Origin of the sequence: Bradyrhizobium septentrionale (assembly GCF_011516645.4) — a bacterium.
Taxonomy (GTDB): domain Bacteria; phylum Pseudomonadota; class Alphaproteobacteria; order Rhizobiales; family Xanthobacteraceae; genus Bradyrhizobium; species Bradyrhizobium septentrionale.
In genome coordinates this window covers 6385267-6402983 of record NZ_CP088285.1, presented here as the reverse complement: position 1 = coordinate 6402983, position 17717 = coordinate 6385267, and the positions used below count along the sequence as shown (strand labels likewise).

Here is a 17717-nt window from a genome sequence, read left to right as displayed (position 1 = left end):
AACAGGACGTTTTTACCCTTGCGCCTAAGGTCGCACGCCCGCTTGTCTGGCCGCAAGCGGGTTTGCGGCCGCCAGTCTTCGCCAATCCGCGCTGTTTCGCCTTAGGATTAACATTGGCTCAGCGCGCTCCCATCCATTCCCGTCACCCCCCGCGCAACGGCTTCGCCGTTGTCGCTGGAGGAGCCGCGAAGCGGCGTCTCGAAGGGTCGACGGCCACCGGCCGGGCCGTGCATCCTTCGAGACGCGCGTTCCGCGCTCCTCAGGATGACGGGTTAAGCAAGGGCCCTCATCCATCAATCCGGCACCACCGCGATCGCCTGGATCTCCACCTTGGCGCGGTCCTCGATCAGGCCGGCGACCTGGATCGCGGTCATCGCCGGAAAATACCGGCCGATGACGTCGCGATAGACCACGCCGATCTCCTTCAGCCGCGCCGAATATTCCTTGCGGTCGACGAGGTACCAGGTCATCGACACAATGTGCTCGGGCCCGGCCCCGCCGGCGGCGGCGACCGCAACGATGTTGCGCAGGGTCTGGGCGATCTGCGCCACCAGATCGTCGGTCTCGAACACGCATTGCCCGTTCCAGCCGATCTGGCCGGCGATGAATATCTGCTTGCCGTGCGCGGCCATGCCGTTGGCGTAGCCGATCGGCTTCGCCCATCCGTCCGGTTGCAGGATCTCGATCATCTCAATTGCCCTCGAAGGCGGGTTTCTGCTTGGCGGCGAAGGCCTCGAAGGCGCGGCGGAAATCACCGGTCACCATGCAGATCGCCTGCGCCTGCGCTTCCGACTCGATCATCTCGTCGACGCCCATCGCCCATTCCTGGTTGAACATCGTCTTCGTCACGCCATGCGCGAACCACGGTCCATCGGCGAGCGAGCGCGCCAGTTCGTGCGCGGCGCCGGCAAGCTCCGCCGGCGGCACCAGGCGATTGTGAAAGCCCCACGTGAAACCTTCCTCGGCGCTCATCGCCCGGCCGGTGTAGAGCAGATCGGCAGCATGGCCCTGCCCGATCACACGCGGAAGCAATCCGCACGCGCCCATGTCGGCGCCGGCCAGGCCGACCCGGGTGAACAGGAATGCGGTCTTGGCCTGCGGCGTCGCCAGCCGCAGGTCGGACGCCAGCGCCAGCATGGCGCCGGCGCCGGCGCAGATGCCGTCGATCGCGGCAACGATGATCTGGGGGCATTTGCGCATCGCCCGCACCACCTCGCCGGTCATCCGGGTGAAGGCGAGCAGGTCCGGCATCGTCATCCGCGTCAACGGCTCGATGATCTCGAACACGTCGCCGCCGGAGCAGAAATTGCCCTCGGCGCCTGTCAGCACGATGGCGCGGACATCGGAGGCATATTTGAGATTGGTGAAGAGGTCGCGCAGCTCCTCGTAGGACTCGAAGGTCAGCGGGTTCTTCTTGTCCGGCCGGTTCAGCGTGATGGTGGCGACACGACCGCTCGCATCGGTCGACCAGCGGAAATGCTTGGCGGGATAATCCTTGAACGGACGGAGCTTTGCTTTCATCTCGGACATGATGTGTTCCTTCACCCGGTAAGGACTTCGCCGCCGGCGACCGCCACGGCTTGTCCGTTGATTGACGATGCAGCCTCGGACGCCAGCCAGAGGATGGTATCGGCGACCTCCTCCGGCGTGACCAGCCGCTGCATCGGATTGACTTTGGCCAGCGCAGCGCGCGCCTCCTGCTCGCTGCGGCCGGTCTTGGCGACGATATTCGCGGCGGCATCCGCCACCAGCGGCGTATCGGTGTAGCCAGGGCAGACCGCATTCACGGTGACGCCGCGCCGGGCATATTCCAGCGCCAGCGAGCGCGTGAGGCCGACGACGCCGTGCTTGGCCGCGACATAGGCGGAGACATAGGCATAGCCGGTCAGCCCGGCAGTCGAGGCCACGTTGATCACGCGGCCGCGGCCGCGCTGCGCCATGGCGGGCAGCACTGCATGCGTCACCAGGAACACGCTGGAGAGATTGCTCGCCAGCATGTCGGCCCACAGCGTCGCGCTCGTCTTGTCGAACGGAGCGCTGGAGGCCTTGCCGGCATTGTTGACGAGAATATCGATCGTATCAGCCTCGGTCTCGATCTGCGCGACCCCCTTGGTGACCGCCGCTTCATCGGTCACGTCGATCGCAACAACAGCGCCGGTGTTCTTGCCGAGCAACGCCGCCGTCGCCTTCAGCGCGTCGATGCGGCGCCCGGCGATGCTGACGCGCACGCCGGCTGTTGCGAGCGCGACCGCTGTTGCGGCGCCGATGCCGGAACCGGCACCGGTGACCAGCGCATGCGCATTGGGCCAGAACCGGGTCATGGCTTCACTCCTGCGGATGCGCGCTCGAGATTGGCCTCATATTGCGACTTGCCCGACACGTACTGCTTCGGCCACGCGATCTGCTTGACGCCGATCTTGGCGGCCTCATGCAGCGTCCAGGCCGGATCGGCGAGATGCGGCCGCGCAATGGCACAGAGATCGGCGCGGCCGGCGGCGATGATCGAATTGGCATGGTCCGCTTCCGAGATCGCACCGACCGCGATGGTGGCGATGCCGACCTCGTTGCGGATCTTGTCGGCGAACGGCGTCTGGTACAGCCGGCCATAGATAGGATGGTCGTCGGCCCAGACCTGGCCCGACGAACAATCGATCAGATCGGCGCCGGCCGCTTTGAACAGTTTTGCGAATTCGAGCGCATCCTCGGGCGTGTTGCCGCCCTCGGCCCAATCGTGACAAGACAGGCGGACCGACATCGGCTTGTCCTCCGGCCACACCGCGCGGATGGCGCGGAACAGCTCCAGCGGATAACGCGCGCGGTTCTCGATCGATCCGCCGTAGCCGTCGGTGCGGCGGTTGGTCAGCGGCGAGAGGAAGCTCGACAGCAGATAGCCGTGGGCGCAGTGCAGCTCCAGAATGTCGAAGCCGGCGCCGGCGGCGCGCCTCGCCGCCGCGACGAACTGCTCGCGGACCTCGTCCATCTCGGCGCGGCTCATCGGCTCCGGCACCTGGCCGTCGGGCAGATAAGGCACTGAGGAAGCCGACACCAGCGGCCAGTTGTGGTCAGGCAGCGGCTCGTCCATGCCCTCCCAAGCAACCCGGGTCGAGCCCTTGCGGCCGGCATGGCCGAGCTGGATGCCGATCTTGGCCCCCGAATTGCGATGCACGAAGTCGACGATGCGCTTGTAAGCCGCCGCCTGTTCGTCGTTCCACAGCCCGCAGCAGCCCGGGGTGATCCGCGCCTCCGGCGAGACGCAGGTCATCTCGGTGAACAACAGGCCCGCGCCGCCGAGCGCGCGGGAGCCGAAATGCACCAGATGGAAGTCGTTTGGCACGCCCTCCTCGGCCGAATACATCGCCATCGGCGAGACGATGATCCGGTTGGTGAGCGACAGGCCGCGAATCTGGAACGGCGTCAGCATCGGCGGCGTGACGCGGTCGTTGGTGGCGGGCACGCCGCTCCGCTCCGCGAACCAGCGCTCATAACCTTCGAGCCATGTCTTGTCGCGCAGCCTTAAGTTCTCGTGGCTGATGCGCTGCGAGCGGGTCAGCAGCGAATACATGAACTGCTCCGGCTCCAGCGTGTCGGCATAGCGCGAGCCGACCACCTCGAACCATTCCATCGCGTTGCGCGCGGCATTCTGGATCCGTGCCACATCGACCCGGCGCAGCTCCTCGTACGCCTTCAGCACCGCCGGAATGCTCTCCCTGGCAGCGCCGTGGTTCTTGAACTGGTTGGTGAGCTCGATCGCGTCTTCCAGCGCGAGCTTGGTTCCCGAGCCGATCGCGAAATGCGCGGTGTGGGCGGCATCGCCCATCAGCACGACATGGCTGTTGCCGTTGAATGCGGTCCATTTGCCGCAGATCAGCCGCGGGAACGACAGCCAGGCCGAGCCGCGCAGATGCCGCGCGTTGGAGACCAGATGGTGCCCCTCGAGGATCTCGGCGAACACGTTTTCGCAGAACGCGATGGAGTCGCCCTGCTCCATCTTGTCGAGGCGGTGGGCGAGATATGCCTCCTCCGTGGTCTCGACGATGAAGGTCGCTGCGCCCTCCTCGAACTTGTAGATGTGCGCCTGGAACCAGCCGTGCTCGGTCTTGCGGAAGTCGAAGGTGAAGGCGTCGAACGGCCTGACGGTGCCGAGCCAGATATAGCGGTTCGGCCGCATCAGCATGTCGGGCTGGAAGGTCTCCGTGTATTTGGTGCGGACCTTTGAGTTGACGCCGTCGCACGCCACAATCAGATCGGCGTCGGGAAACTCAAGATCGGAATTGACCTCGCGCTCGAAGATCAGCTCGACGCCGAGCTCCTCGGCGCGCGCCTGCAGGATGTTGAGCAGCCGCTTGCGGCCGATGCCGACGAAGCCGTGGCCGGTGGTGCGCATCCGCCGGCCCTTGATCAGGACCTCGATATCGTCCCAATGGTTGAACGCCTGCTCGATCGTGTCAGCCGTGACCGGGTCCCATTTGCGCATGTTGTCCATGGTCGCATCCGAGAACACCACGCCGAACCCGAAGGTGTCGTAGGGCCGGTTGCGCTCGACCACGGAAATGACGTGCGCGGGATCAAGCATCTTCATCAGGATGCCGAAGTAGAGCCCGGCCGGCCCGCCTCCAATGCAAACGATGCGCATGGCGTTCTCCCGTTGGCTTCGGCGGGCTGGAGGCACTTCTCCAGCGAGCCGACGCTGGATATTATTTTATACTTAAAATAATTGTCAAGGGCGGATGCTGCCGTCCCACAGCCGTCGTCCCTGCGAAAGCAGGGACCCATAACCACAGGACCGCGCTGTTGGAATGAGCTGAGGCCCCAGCGTCGCACCACAATCGCCATCGGTGGTTATGGGTCCCGGGTCGCGCGGAGCCTGTCATCGGGCGGCGCTTCGCGCCGACCCGTTGGCTTGCCCGAGACGACATCGAAATGTGGCGCCGCCGGCAAGCATGTATCGGCATTCTCGCGGCGCGATGCGCCCGAGATTTGCGTCTCGTTTCGTCGCTCCGGGAACAGAAGGCGCAGAGAAAGCCGGAGTGCCGATCGCAGCGCATGTAAGGGAAGCACCGGCGGAAGGGTTCCCTCTCCCCTTCTGGGAGATGGTTAGGGAGAGGGGTGCCGCACGACGTGCGCTCTCCGTATTCGACACCGCAATAAAAAGAGAGCGGGATTGTGAGGACGTGCTCCCGTCAATCAGTTCGCCCGGGGGCCACCCCGCACCCCAACCCTCCCCCAACGCAAGTCGGGCTTGCCCGACTTGCGAAAATTTACGATGCGCAACCGGGGTAAACCCCGGTTGCGCGGGGAGGGAGCCTGAGAAGCGTGCTCACCTCACCTGCGATGACGACCTCAATGCACCGCCGCGTAAAGGATCTTGTCCTGCGTCGCGTCGGCGGCGTCGAATTCGGCGGCGATGCGGCCGGTGCGGGCGACCAGGATGCGGTCGGACACCGCGAGGATCTCCGGCAGATATGACGAGATCACCACCACCGCCTTGCCTTCGTCGGCGAGACGGCGGATTTCGCCATGAATGTGCGGGATAGTGCCGACATCGACGCCGCGCGTCGGCTCGTCGAAGAAGATGATCGAGGGCTCCTGCACCAGCGTCTTGGCCAGCACCACCTTCTGCTGGTTGCCGCCGGACAGCTCGACGATCCGCGCCTTGCGTTGCAGCGCGCTGATCTTGAGCCGCTCGACCCAGTAATTGGCGAGCTTGCTGCGCCTGGCGCGCGCCAGCAGGAAGCTCCAGCCCTTCCGTGTGGCAAGGCTGCCGATATAGACGTTGTCGTCGACCACCATGGTCTCGAAGAAGCCGTTGGCCTTGCGGTCCTCGGTGATGTAGGCGATGCCGTCATTGATCGCCTGCCGCGGCACGCGGTAGCGGATCGGCTTGCCGCGCAGCCGGATGGTGCCGCCATTGACCAGATTGCGCTTCAGCGCGCCGTAGATGATTTTTGCGATCTCGGTGCGGCCGGAGCCGATCAGGCCGGCAATGCCGACCACCTCGCCGGCATAGACCGAGAACGACATGTTCTTGACCGCCATGCCCATGGTGACGTTCTCGACCGTCAGCACCTTCTCGCGGCGCTGATGGGTCTTCTCCTTGCGGCCGTAGACCGCCTGCGCCACCTCGCGCCCGACCATGTGCTGCACCAGCGCGTCGCGGGTTAGCTGCTTGGCGGGCGCCGTGATTACCAGTTTGCCGTCACGCAGCACGGTGATGCGGTCGGCGATCTGGAGCGATTCCTCCAGCGCATGCGAGATGTAGATGATCGAGACGCCGCGGGCGCGCAGGTCGCGCACCAGATGGAAGAAGTGGACGATTTCTTCCGGCGTCAGCGACGCGGTCGGCTCGTCGAAGATGATGATGCGCGCCTTGTTGTAGATCGCGCGCGCGATCTCCACCATCTGCTTCTTGGCGGTGCCGAGCAGCGCCACCGGCGTTGCCGGATCGACGTGGAAGTTGAGCGACTGCAGCAGCTGCTGGGCCTGGATGTTCAGGGTGCGGAAACGCGTCAGCAGCTTCTCGTTGCCGAGCTCGATGTTCTGCGCCGCCGTCATGGTCGGCACCAGGCTGGTCTCCTGATAGACCATGCAGATGCCGGCATCGAGCGCGTCGCGCGGCTGCTCGAAATTGGCAGGCTTGCCGTCGAGCAGATAGTCGCCGGAGGTGAGATTGATCGCGCCCGCGATCGCCTTGCACAGCGTCGACTTGCCGGCGCCGTTCTCGCCGACCAGCGCATGGACCTCACCGGGATAGAGATCGAAATTGACGCCCTCGATGGCATGAACGCCGCCATAGATTTTCGAGCCGCTGGTGATCCGCAGCACCGGCTCGCGGGTCGCGGACGCATCCGCTGTCTTGGCGCTGGTTGTCGCCTGCATCACGCCGTCATTCATCGCAACTCTCCGGTGTAGCGCAGCAGCCGTCCGGCGCCGCGCGCGGCGATCACGACGCCCGAGGGCGTGGCGCAAGCGGCGGTGATGCCGTGGAAGCGGCGGCCAGCACGGCTGTGCAGGCTGTCGGTCGCCTCGCCGTCGGCATCGAGATGCAGCAGCAGGCCATAGGACCGCGGCGGCGCCCACGGCTTCTGGATGCCGAGTGCCTTGACGCTACCGATCTGCATCGGCTCCAGGCAATCGCTGCCGCCGGTGAGCGCCGGCGCCACCCAGTAATCCGGCGGCATCGTCGCCATCATCTCCTCGCGGAAATCGTCTTCCTTGAGCACGAACTCGATCAAATGGGTACGGCGCGCGAAGACGCCGAGCAGCAGCCCGCCATGGCCGTCCGGATGCAGCCGCGCCGGATAGCCCGCCATGTTGGCGGCGACAATCTCCCGGGCGCCAAGGGCGTTGCCGGCAAGCGCGAAGCGGCTGAGCCGATGCGCCCCGCTCTCGGTGAGCCACAGGCTCTTGCCGTCGTCCGAAACGCTGACGCCAAAGGGATAGGCGAGATCGCGCAGCAGCACCTGCGGATTGTCGAGGCCGGCGCCGCAGCAGACGAGGCGGCCATTGGTGCGCTTCTCCATCAAATCATGCCGCCACTCGCCTGGGCGGCGGCCGGCGCTGCCTTCGACGGCATAGATGCGGCCATCGGGCGCCGCCGTGACCGACAACAGCCCCGTGAGCGCGCTGCCGCCGGCAGCTTCCAGCCAGCGCGGATCCGGCTTTGCGGGATCGATCGCAGCAAGCCCCCTGCCCGCGACGCAGACCAGCAGGCGGCCGTCCGGATGCAATGCGAGCCCGCCGGCATCGTCCTCGAATTCGGCAACGACCGTGCGGGTCGAGAGATCATTGCCGCTGAGCTTGACCACCTGCCGTCCGGCGGAGACATAGACCGCGCCGTCGCCGGCCGCGATGACGTCGTCGATGCCGGGCAGCGGCTCGCCAATCGGTGTGGCTGTGTCGAGCCGATCGTTCGGGCTCATCGCGCCGTCGAGCGGCGGGATCGCGTTCTGGCCGCCGTCGCGGTCGATGACGCTTCTGATATCGCGCAGCAGATGATCGAAAAATCCCATTATTTCGCCACCCTGCTTTTGCGCCCCAATACGCGTCGTAGCCGGTCCAGCTGTCGTCGACGCCGTCGAGCTTGATGCGGCCGATCCGGTTGTTCTCGAGCCCGCCGAGATAGAGATAACCCTCGTGCTCGCGCATCGAGGTCAACGTCGAATGCGAGATGCCGGTCGGGTCCCACCACGATTCCAGCGCTTCGCCCTGCTCGTTGAACTTCAGCACGCAGCCATGGTTGAGCGCCGGCGCCAGCCACTCGTCGGTCGGCACCTGCTTGACCATGCGTAAGCGGAAGCCGGGTTTTCGCGCGGCGAGGTCGAAGGTCGGCGTGCGGATGCCGACCAAAGCCAGCCAGTAGGTGCCATCGGACGCACGGTTGATGTTGTCGGGGTTGCCCGGCAGCTCGTCCATCAGCACTTCGGTCTTGCCCTTGTTCGGCCCATCGACCCAGTGGCGGAACACCTTGCACAGCGAGGTCGACGCAATCAGGATCGACTTGCCGTCATGCGAGACGCAGATCCCGTTCGGGAAATAGAAGTGGTTAATCACGGTGCGCGTGGTCTTGGTCGCCGGGTCGTAGCAGACCACGCGGCCATTCGGCCGGCCCTCGAGGATGTCGAGGGTGTTGGTGGTCATCTCGTAGCGCGTGGTGCAGTCGCTGAAATAGATCTTGCCGTCGGGCGCGATGTCGAGATCGTCGGCCATCCGCAGCCGGGAATCGTCGTTCAGCTTGTACCAGGTGCGGTTGGTCTCGTCGGTGACCTTGAAGATGCCGCCATCGGGCGCGACGCCGTAGACCCCCATGCCGGCGACCGCGACGATCAGGTTCTCGTCGCGATCGAACTGCATGCCGAGCGGCCGCCCGCCGATATGGGCGAACACCTCGCGGGTCTTGAAGTCGGGCCCGGAGAAGCGGATCACGTTGCCGTCGCGGGTCGAGCCGTAGAGCCGGCCCTGGCGGTCGAGGATGACGTCCTCCGGCCCCTCGACCTGATCGACGCCGATCGCCTGGGCGTTGATCAGCCGGTCGTTCTGTGCGTAGGGCGAGGTCGCGCCGGGCTGCACCGCCGGCGCCGAGGCCAGCGGCACGAACGCCGGATTGACATAGATCTTCTGGATCGCCTTGCCGCGATTCTTCGACCATTTGACGTCGATACCGACGGCGGCGAGCAGGATCATGCCGGTTACCGCCGAGGTGACGTAGCCGGGGATGCCCATCCGCACGAGGCCGTTGATCAGCAGGAAGATGATCAGCGCACCGATCATCGCCCGCCACACCGTGCCCTTGCCGCCGGCCAGCGACACGCCGCCGAGCACCACGGCGGTGAGCGCCTGGAATTCCCAGCCGACGCCGGTGGTGGAATCCGTCGAGGCCTGGCGTGCTGCGTAGAAGATGCCGCTCGCCGCACACAGCGTGCCCGACAGCACATAGGTCATGAACAGCATCAGGCGGACACGGATGCCGGCGTGGCGCGCCGCCTTGCGGCTGGCGCCGATCGCGGTGAGATGCCAGCCATAGCGCGAGCGCGACAGGAAGATGTGGCAGATCAAGAGCACCACGAACAGCGTCGCGGCGTTGATGGGAATGCCGAGCACGCTGCCGCCGCCGACGAAGTCCCAGGCGTCGCTCTCGACCGAATTGGTCGCGAACACTTGGGCATAGCTGGTGTTGAGCAGATTGACCGAGGCGCGCAGGATGATCAGCGTCACCAGTGTGGTCAGGAACGGCCGCGTCTTGAGGAAGCCGATCAGGAAACCGTTGATGCTGCCGAGCAGCGCGCCGACCAGCAGCGTCGCCGGAATGGCCAGCCCAACCGGCCATTCGCGCACCAGCAGGAAATACAGCGCCGCGAAATTGCACAGCGCGAAGATCGCGCCGACCGAAAGATCGATGCCGCCGGTGACCAGGCAGAAGCCCATCGCGAGCGCAACGAAGCCGAACTCGGCGAACAGCCGCAGCAGCGAGACCGAGTTCTGCACCGAGGCGTAGTCGGGAATGGTGAGCGCGAAATAGGTCCACAACCCGATCATCACGGTGAAGGGAACCACCGGCTCGAACCACTGCTTGAGCAACAGCTCGGACAGCAAGAGCCGGGGTGAGAACCGCCGCACCGATGCGGCAAAGGAATCGACAGCCATCGACATCGTCAAAGCACTCCCTCGATCATGATGTGAGAACTCCCATCGTGATCTCGTTCTCTTATTGAGCATGATCTTTCGGAAAACCGGCTTCCACTTTTCCGGATCATGCTTGTGATACAGCCGGCGCGGGAATGCCCCCCGCGCCGGCTGTCTCGCGCCTTGTTAGTTCTTCTTGGGTAGCGCGAAGCAGTTGGCGCCCGAGGCGTTGGACTTATCGAGCCAGATCGGCCGCGTGTAATAGACGAGATTGCGCCCGCCAGGCTTCTCGCCGGATACCAGGAGGGTTTCGGCGGCGAACATCAGGTCATGGCCCTGCTCGGTCGCCTTGTAGCTCAGGAACTTGTAGAAATTGCCCGAATTGACCTGATCGCAATCGAGCTGCGAGCCCTCGCCCGAGGCGAACACTTTCACATCGTCGATCTTGCCGGCGTTGCGGATCGCCTGCGCGGCGCCCGACTCCATGATGCCCCAGAAGCCGATCGAGGCGCACAGGTCAGGATGCTGCTGGATCACGGTTGCGGTGACATTCAGCGCGGTGTTGGCGTCCCAGTTGGCGGCCTGGTTCGAAACCACCTTGATGTTGGGATCCTTGTTCAAGACCTCCATGATGCCGCCGACCTGGTCGACGCTGGCGGCTGCGGTCAGTTCGCCCTGCACGATCTGGACCTTGCCCGACTTGCCGGAGCCGGTGCCGCAGGCCTTCACAGTTTCGCTGGCGAGCATCTTGCCGATCTCGCGCCAGTCGGCACCGACAAAGGCGCCGGACTTGTAGTTCGAGGACATGTTGATCTGGATCACATGCGTGCCTTGGCTTTCGGCGCGCTTCAGGTCCTTCATCAACAGCGTGACGCTTGGATTCTGCACGATCAGCACGTCGGGCTTCTGGTCGACCAGCGCGGTCAGCGCCTGCTGCATCGCCGACGGATTGTTGTTGGGATCACGCACGACGTATTTCATGCCGCGCCACTCGGCCTCTTCCTGCACCACCCGGCCCCATTCGTCGGACAGCGGCACGCCGAGCGCGATCGGCAGATAGGCGATCGTCTTGCCCTGCAGCGCCTTGTCGTAGACGGCGCGCAGCTCGCGCGCGGTCTTGGTGCCTTCCTCCTGCGCGGATGCGGCAAACGGCATCGCGGCCAGCGTCGCGCCGGCGAGCAGGATCGTCCAGAACTTGGTCGTCTTCATCGTCTCCTCCACACAAAATTCTTTTGATTGATTGGGAATTGTTCTGATTGATTGGCGCGAGGGGCGCGCCCAGTCGTCTTGTTTCAGTCGCCTTCTTCTAGTCGCCTTGCCGCGCGGTCTCCTCGTCACGGGGATGCAGCCAGTTGTCGAGCACGATGGCGGCCAGCAGCACCACGCCCTTGACGATGTTTTGCACCTCGCTGTTGACGTCCATGATGGTGAAGGCATTGAGCAGCGTGCCGATCAGGACGCAGCCGACCACGACGCTGAACACGCTGCCGCGGCCGCCGATCAGGCTGATGCCGCCGATCACGACGACCAGCACGACGTCGAAGATCATGGTGCCCTGGGTGATCGCCATCTGCATGCTGCCTGTGGTGCCGACCCAGACCAGGCCTGCAATCCAGGCAAGCAGTGCAACCAGCACGTGCTCGAGCACGATCAGCGGCCGCAGCGGGACGCCGGTCAGCCGCGCTGCCTCCGGATTGTCGCCCTGCGCATAGATGAAGCGGCCGATCGAGGTGCGCGACAGGAACAGGTGCATCGCGATCGCGCAGACCGCAAACACCAGGATCGGAACCGGGATGCCGAACAGCCGTCCGGCGCCGAGATACATCAGGCCCGGCGCATCCTTCGGCGCATAGACCACCCAGGCCGGCGCGATCCAGAACGCAAGGCCATAGATCACGAAGCCCGCCGCCAGCGTCACGAACAGCGCCGGCGCCTCGACGAAGGCGACCATCACGCCGTTGACGACGCCGATCAGCACCGCGATCGCCAGCGCCAGCAGCACTGCCGTGAAAACAGGCATGCCGTTCTGCATCTCGATCAAGGCGATCGCCCAGGAACCCGCCATGATCGCGACCTCGGAGAGGTCGATGCCGCGGCTGATCACGATCAGCCCCATGCCGAGGCCGAGCACGCCGAGGATGGAGATACTCCGCAACAGATTCAGGAGGTTGGAGACGGTGGCAAAGCCGTTCAGCGTCAGACCGAACACGATCAGAAGCGCGAACGTGATCAGGAGCACGATCTGCTCCTGGCTCGGCTTTGCGAACATTGTGCCCGAGCGAGATGATGCCGCAGGGACAGCAACGCCGCGCGATGGCGATTGCACGCTCATCGTTTCCTCCAGGTATTATTTTGCTTGAGACTTTAAGAGTGCCGACTAGTATTCGTCAAATGCATTCGACGGATACGGGTAGATCATTTCCATGCATGTACGCGACGTCGACCTGAACCTGTTCGTCGTGTTCGACGCGATCTATTCCGAGGGCGGCGTCAGCCGGGCCTGCTTCCGCCTCAATCTGACACAGCCCGCGGTGAGCCATGCGCTGAGCCGGCTGCGCGCGATGTTCAACGATCCGCTGTTCGTGCGCCGCAACCACGTGATGACGCCGACGCCGCTGGCACGCCAGATCATCACCACGGTGCGCCAGGCGCTCAACGGCCTGGAGACGACGCTGACCCACACCCACCGCTTCGATCCGGCGAAGACGCCGAAGCGGTTCGTGATCGGCCTGCGCAACAATCTCGAGGCGCCAATGCTGAGCGCGCTGATCAACCGGATCAGCACGGTGGCGCCGCTGGTCGAGATTGCGACCGTGCGCAGCGAGCGCAACAATCTGGAGCGCGAGCTTGCCGCGGGCACGCTGGATGTCGCGATCGATACGCTGCTGCCGCTCTCGACGGAGGTGCGGCGCGAGCAGATCCTGACCGAACATATCGCGGTGTTCGCGCGGCGCAGCCATCCCGAACTCGGCACAAGGCTCGACAAAGGCGTATCTGCGCATGGAGCATGTCTGCGTGACGTCGCGGCGCAGCGGCTTGTCGTTCGAGGACTTCCAGTTCCAGCGCCTCGGCCTGACGCGTACCGTTCGCCTGACCTGCCAGAATTTCGCGACCGCCTGCCATGTCGTGAGCCGCAGCAACATGCTGCTGACGGCGTCGGAAAGCGCGGCCTCCGTGCTGGAGGATCCCGGGCTGTTGCAGTGCTTCCCCTGCCCGTTCCCGATCAGCCCGCACGTCAATTATCTCTACTGGCATGCCACCGCCGAGGGCGACACCACCAATCAATGGCTGCGCGAGCAACTGCGCGCCGCCGCTTCGCTGCTGGCCGGCAGCCGTTTCAGCAAGAAGAACCGGCGCGCGGCCAAAACGCGCCCCAGGGTCGGCATCCCGGTGCCGACCAGTATTGCCGCGGAATAGCGGCCACACTGCACACCGCTAAAGCCCGCTCAGCCCGCTGTCTACCGCCAGCGTCTGCGCGGTGACGTAGACGCTTTCATCCGACATGAAGAACAGCACGGCGTAGGCGATCTCCCATGCCGTCGCCTGGCGGCCGAACGGGACATGCCCCTTGCCGCGCGATGGCCGGCCGGCGCCGGCCTCGCGGCCGTTCGGGGTGTCGACCAGCCCGGGATAGACCAGATTGGCGCGGATGCCGCGCCGCGCGCCGGTGTGGGCGATGTTGCGCATCAGGCCGCCGAGCGCGGCCTTGGATGAATCATAGACCGCCATCTGCGATCCCGCCTTCAGCGCCGCGATCGAGGAGATGAAGACGATCGCGCCGCCGTCCGCGAATTTCGGCAAGGCAGCGCGGCAGCACAGCATCGGGCCGCGGACATTGACGTCGTAGATCCTGTTCCACTCCTCGGCGCTGACATTGTCGAGCCCGGTCTTGCCGAAGGTGCCGATGTTCAGCACCATGCCGTCGAGCCCACCCATCGTGTGGTGCGCCTCGTCGATCATCCCGATGACATCGGCCTCCCTGGTGACGTCGGCAGCGATCGCGAACGCGCGGCCGCCGTCATCAGCAATGCGCGCGACCGTATCCTCGGCGGAGGCGCGGTTGATGTCGGCGACCGCGACATGCGCACCCTCGCGCGCGAACAGCAGGCTCATGGCGCGGCCGTTGCCGATCGGATCGGTCACGGCATCGAACACGCGCTGGCCGCCGCCGACCACCAGGATGCGGCGGCCGTTGAGCCGCCCCCTGCCCGGCGCGGTGCCCGACGATTCCGCGCTCAGGGGACGAACATAGCGCTCCGGCTTAGAGTCTTGCGACGTCTCCGACATCTCATCAGCTCCGCTTCTTGCCGCCTTCGTAGACAGCCATGCCGGCGGCCGGATCGAGATCGGTCTCGGTCGCCTCGGTCAGCCGCGCCATCATCATGTAGAAGCCGAGCGCGACGATCGCCTCGACGATTTCCTGGTCGCTGAAGTGTTTGCGCACAGCGGCAAAGGCGGCATCGCTGACGCGCACCTTCTCGACCACCTCGCGGCCGAAGCCGAGCAGCGCACGCTCGGCCGCATCAAGTGCAGCATCGTCGTAATTGCCGCGCTCCACGGCATCGATCTGCGCCTGCGTCACGCCGACGCCGAGCGCGATCGGCACGTGCTGCCGCCACTCATAGGCGCCGCCCTCGAGCTGCGCGGCCTGCAGGATCAGAAGCTCGCGGTTGACCGCCGACAGCTTCTGCTTGTGCAGGATCGAATTGCCGAGCCGCATCACGGGAATCGCATTGGCCTCGGCATGGGCCATCATGCGGAAGATGTTGAGCTTGACCGGCATGCGGTCGAACGCGGCGCGGATGTCTCCGCCGGTCGTCTCCGGATCAATCAGGGGCAGCCTTGCCACGCGTCTCTCCCTTTTTTCGTTGTTTCTTGTTGGTCGTTTCTTGCCGTCCGTCCGGCTTCCCGGTCCGTCCACCTAATGCACCGCACCGGCCGAGATCAAGCGGCCACCCGGGATCGCCCGAATAGCGGGGTTCTGCCATGCGGTTCCGCGCTTGAATCCGCAGGCTTGGGCGGGCATAAGGGGCCCCATCTCCCCTAAAAAAAGCGCCCGTAGCCCAAGGATTTGAGAAGGATTTACGATGCCCGCCTATCGCTCCCGCACAACCACCCACGGCCGCAACATGGCGGGTGCTCGCGGCCTCTGGCGCGCCACCGGCATGAAGAACGAGGATTTCGGCAAGCCGATCATCGCGGTGGTCAATTCCTTCACCCAGTTCGTGCCGGGACACGTCCATCTGCAGAATCTCGGCCAGCTCGTCGCGCGCGAGATCGAGAAGGCCGGCGGCGTCGCCAAGGAGTTCAACACCATCGCGGTCGATGACGGCATTGCGATGGGCCATGACGGCATGCTCTACAGCCTGCCCTCGCGCGAGCTGATCGCCGACAGCGTCGAATACATGGTCAACGCGCATTGCGCCGACGCGATGGTCTGCATCTCGAACTGCGACAAGATCACGCCCGGCATGCTGATGGCGACGCTGCGCCTCAACATCCCGACCGTGTTCGTCTCGGGCGGCCCGATGGAGTCGGGCAAGATCCTGCTCAAGGGCAAGAAGCGCGCGGTCGACCTGATCGACGCGATGGTGGCGGCCGCCGACTCCAACGTGTCGGACGAAGAGGTCGAGGTGATCGAGCGCTCGGCCTGCCCGACCTGCGGCTCCTGCTCCGGCATGTTCACCGCGAACTCGATGAACTGCCTGACCGAGGCGCTCGGCCTCGCGCTGCCCGGCAACGGCTCGGTGCTGGCGACCCATGCCGACCGCAAGAGCCTGTTCGTCGAGGCCGGCCATCTGATCGTCGATCTCGCCCGCCGCTATTACGAGCAGGACGATGCCAAGGTGCTGCCGCGCAATATCGCGAACTTCAAGTCGTTCGAGAACGCGATGACGCTCGACATCGCGATGGGCGGCTCGACCAACACCGTGCTGCATCTGCTCGCCGCCGCGCGCGAGGGCGAGGTGCCGTTCACGATGACCGACATCGATCGTCTGTCGCGCAAGGTGCCGGTGCTGTGCAAGGTCGCACCCTCGGTGCAGGACGTCCACATGGAGGACGTGCATCACGCCGGCGGCATCATGGCGATCCTCGGCGAGCTCGACCGCGCCAGGCTGCTCACCACCGACGGCCCGACCGTGCATGCCGCGACGCTCGACGACGCGCTGAACCGCTGGGACGTGGTGCGAACCAGCAGCGACAAGGTGCGCAATTTCTACCGCGCCGCGCCGGGCGGCGTGCCGACCCAGGAAGCCTTCAGCCAGGACCGCCGCTTCGACGAGGTCGATCTGGACCGCGCCAAGGGTGTCATCCGCAACGCCGAGCACGCCTATTCCAGGGATGGCGGTCTCGCCGTGCTGTTCGGCAATCTGGCGGAAGATGGCTGCATCGTGAAGACCGCCGGCGTCGACGAGAGCATCCTGAAGTTCTCCGGTCCGGCCCGCATCTTCGAGAGCCAGGACGCGTCGGTCGACGCCATCCTCACCAACAAGGTCAAGGCCGGCGATGTCGTGCTGATCCGCTATGAGGGGCCGCGCGGCGGCCCGGGCATGCAGGAGATGCTCTATCCGACCAGCTATCTGAAGTCGAAGGGACTCGGAAAGGCCTGCGCGCTGATCACCGACGGCCGCTTCTCCGGCGGATCGTCGGGCTTGTCGATCGGCCACGTCTCGCCGGAAGCCGCCGAGGGCGGCCTGATCGGCCTGGTCGAGGAAGGCGACATCATCGAGTTCGACATTCCGAACCGCAAGGTCAATCTCAGGGTCGACGACGCCGAGCTGAAGCGCCGCCGCGCAGCGATGGAAGCCAAGGGCAAAGCTGCGTGGAAGCCGGCCGCACCGCGCAAGCGCGCCGTCTCGACCGCGCTGAAGGCCTATGCGGCGTTCGCGAGCAGCGCGGCCAAGGGTGCCGTGCGGATCCTGCCGGAAGAATAAGCGACGAGCTTGGCCGCGTTTGGCTCCGGTCTCGCGGCAGACCAGCTGCACCTCTCCCGCTTGCGGGAGAGGTCGTCGCAGGGGTGCCCTGCCAAAATATCGAAAACAACCCCATGCAAAGTAGCCGGCGACTGCCGACGGACACGGCAACTTGACTCGACGGGCAACTCAGCGGTATTCTTCGATTATCCAGAAATCGTGCAGACGCCCCCCTCGCCCAGGGACTATCGCATACGGCATTTGCGGACTTCAGCAACAGACGCATATGCTATTGCCCTCCCCCGCAAGCGGAGAGGGAGCGCAGAGCGAATGCGGCGCTGATCGCAAACTAGCGTCAGGTCACTTGCAAGTCGGCCGCTTCGATCCGGATGCGGTCGGCGTGCAGCGACCAGTCGCACAGCGCCTGCTCCTGACAGAATTTGAGCTTGGCCATTTCGGTGGCCTGGCCTTCGCTCGAGGCGTCGATCTCGAGCGCGCCCTGACAGACCTCGCGCTGGCGGCCATTGCCGCCGAGCACGTCCTTCATGAAATGAACGACGAAGCGTGACATGGAACCCTCCCTGCTGCGGGGGCAGAGCCCGGGGTTCACGTGCTAGCACTGACACGAGGCGGTGTTGAGTTAATTCGGCGCGCGGTTGCGGCGCACGGTGGAAAACTTACGCG

At 65.1% G+C, this 17717-nt stretch carries 13 protein-coding genes and 1 pseudogene; 3 read left to right on the top strand and 11 right to left on the bottom strand.

Going from position 1 to position 17717, the window contains the following annotated elements; all coding sequences use genetic code 11:
- Positions 1-293: 293 nt before the first annotated feature.
- The 8 genes from HAP48_RS32150 to HAP48_RS32110 form a co-directional block, all read right to left on the bottom strand.
- Positions 294-689 carry a RidA family protein gene (locus HAP48_RS32150; RefSeq protein ID WP_166203890.1) on the bottom strand — a complete coding sequence of 132 codons (396 nt, stop codon included), beginning with the start codon at positions 687-689 and terminating at the stop codon, positions 294-296.
- A 1-nt stretch (position 690) separates the two neighbouring features.
- Positions 691-1530, bottom strand: coding sequence for an enoyl-CoA hydratase family protein (locus HAP48_RS32145; RefSeq protein ID WP_175612246.1), 840 nt, complete (start codon positions 1528-1530; stop codon positions 691-693).
- Between the two features lie 11 nt (positions 1531-1541).
- Positions 1542-2321, bottom strand: a complete 780-nt coding sequence (locus HAP48_RS32140) for an SDR family NAD(P)-dependent oxidoreductase (RefSeq protein ID WP_166203888.1) — start codon at positions 2319-2321, stop codon at positions 1542-1544.
- The gene (locus HAP48_RS32135; protein ID WP_166203887.1) at positions 2318-4633 is read right to left on the bottom strand and encodes a bifunctional salicylyl-CoA 5-hydroxylase/oxidoreductase; all 2316 of its coding nucleotides are present in this window, start codon (positions 4631-4633) and stop codon (positions 2318-2320) included. Before HAP48_RS32135 ends, HAP48_RS32140 begins: the two co-directional genes overlap by 4 nt.
- Positions 4634-5340: 707 nt before the next feature.
- The gene (locus tag HAP48_RS32130) at positions 5341-6876 is read right to left on the bottom strand and encodes a sugar ABC transporter ATP-binding protein (protein ID WP_175612374.1); all 1536 of its coding nucleotides are present in this window, start codon (positions 6874-6876) and stop codon (positions 5341-5343) included.
- Between the two features lie 906 nt (positions 6877-7782).
- Positions 7783-10146 carry an ABC transporter permease gene (locus HAP48_RS32120; RefSeq protein WP_224496707.1) on the bottom strand — a complete coding sequence of 788 codons (2364 nt, stop codon included), beginning with the start codon at positions 10144-10146 and terminating at the stop codon, positions 7783-7785.
- A gap of 159 nt (positions 10147-10305) precedes the next feature.
- The gene (locus tag HAP48_RS32115; RefSeq protein WP_029082300.1) at positions 10306-11328 is read right to left on the bottom strand and encodes a sugar ABC transporter substrate-binding protein; all 1023 of its coding nucleotides are present in this window, start codon (positions 11326-11328) and stop codon (positions 10306-10308) included.
- A 97-nt stretch (positions 11329-11425) separates the two neighbouring features.
- Positions 11426-12451 carry an ABC transporter permease gene (locus tag HAP48_RS32110; RefSeq protein WP_224496706.1) on the bottom strand — a complete coding sequence of 342 codons (1026 nt, stop codon included), beginning with the start codon at positions 12449-12451 and terminating at the stop codon, positions 11426-11428.
- A 91-nt stretch (positions 12452-12542) separates the two neighbouring features.
- Between HAP48_RS32110 and HAP48_RS50975 the strand changes: the two are divergent.
- Positions 12543-13025: pseudogene (locus tag HAP48_RS50975) on the top strand (LysR family transcriptional regulator); the annotation flags it as partial.
- A 94-nt stretch (positions 13026-13119) separates the two neighbouring features.
- On the top strand, positions 13120-13536 hold the full coding sequence (locus HAP48_RS32100) for a LysR substrate-binding domain-containing protein (protein ID WP_210292704.1): 417 nt from the start codon (positions 13120-13122) through the stop codon (positions 13534-13536).
- 18 nt (positions 13537-13554) lie between these two features.
- On the opposite strand, the gene HAP48_RS32095 is transcribed toward HAP48_RS32100, so the two are convergent.
- Positions 13555-14406 carry an SDR family NAD(P)-dependent oxidoreductase gene (locus HAP48_RS32095; RefSeq protein ID WP_166203885.1) on the bottom strand — a complete coding sequence of 284 codons (852 nt, stop codon included), beginning with the start codon at positions 14404-14406 and terminating at the stop codon, positions 13555-13557.
- A gap of 4 nt (positions 14407-14410) precedes the next feature.
- Positions 14411-14968 (bottom strand): carboxymuconolactone decarboxylase family protein, encoded by a 558-nt coding sequence (locus tag HAP48_RS32090; protein WP_166203884.1) that lies wholly within the window; start codon positions 14966-14968, stop codon positions 14411-14413.
- A 238-nt stretch (positions 14969-15206) separates the two neighbouring features.
- Between HAP48_RS32090 and ilvD the strand changes: the two genes are divergently transcribed.
- Positions 15207-17054, top strand: coding sequence for a dihydroxy-acid dehydratase (gene ilvD, locus HAP48_RS32085; protein WP_166203883.1), 1848 nt, complete (start codon positions 15207-15209; stop codon positions 17052-17054).
- Positions 17055-17388: 334 nt separating this feature from the next.
- Here the strand turns inward: ilvD and HAP48_RS32080 are convergent, their stop codons facing one another.
- Positions 17389-17604, bottom strand: a complete 216-nt coding sequence (locus HAP48_RS32080) for a hypothetical protein (protein ID WP_029082305.1) — start codon at positions 17602-17604, stop codon at positions 17389-17391.
- Positions 17605-17717: the final 113 nt, after the last annotated feature.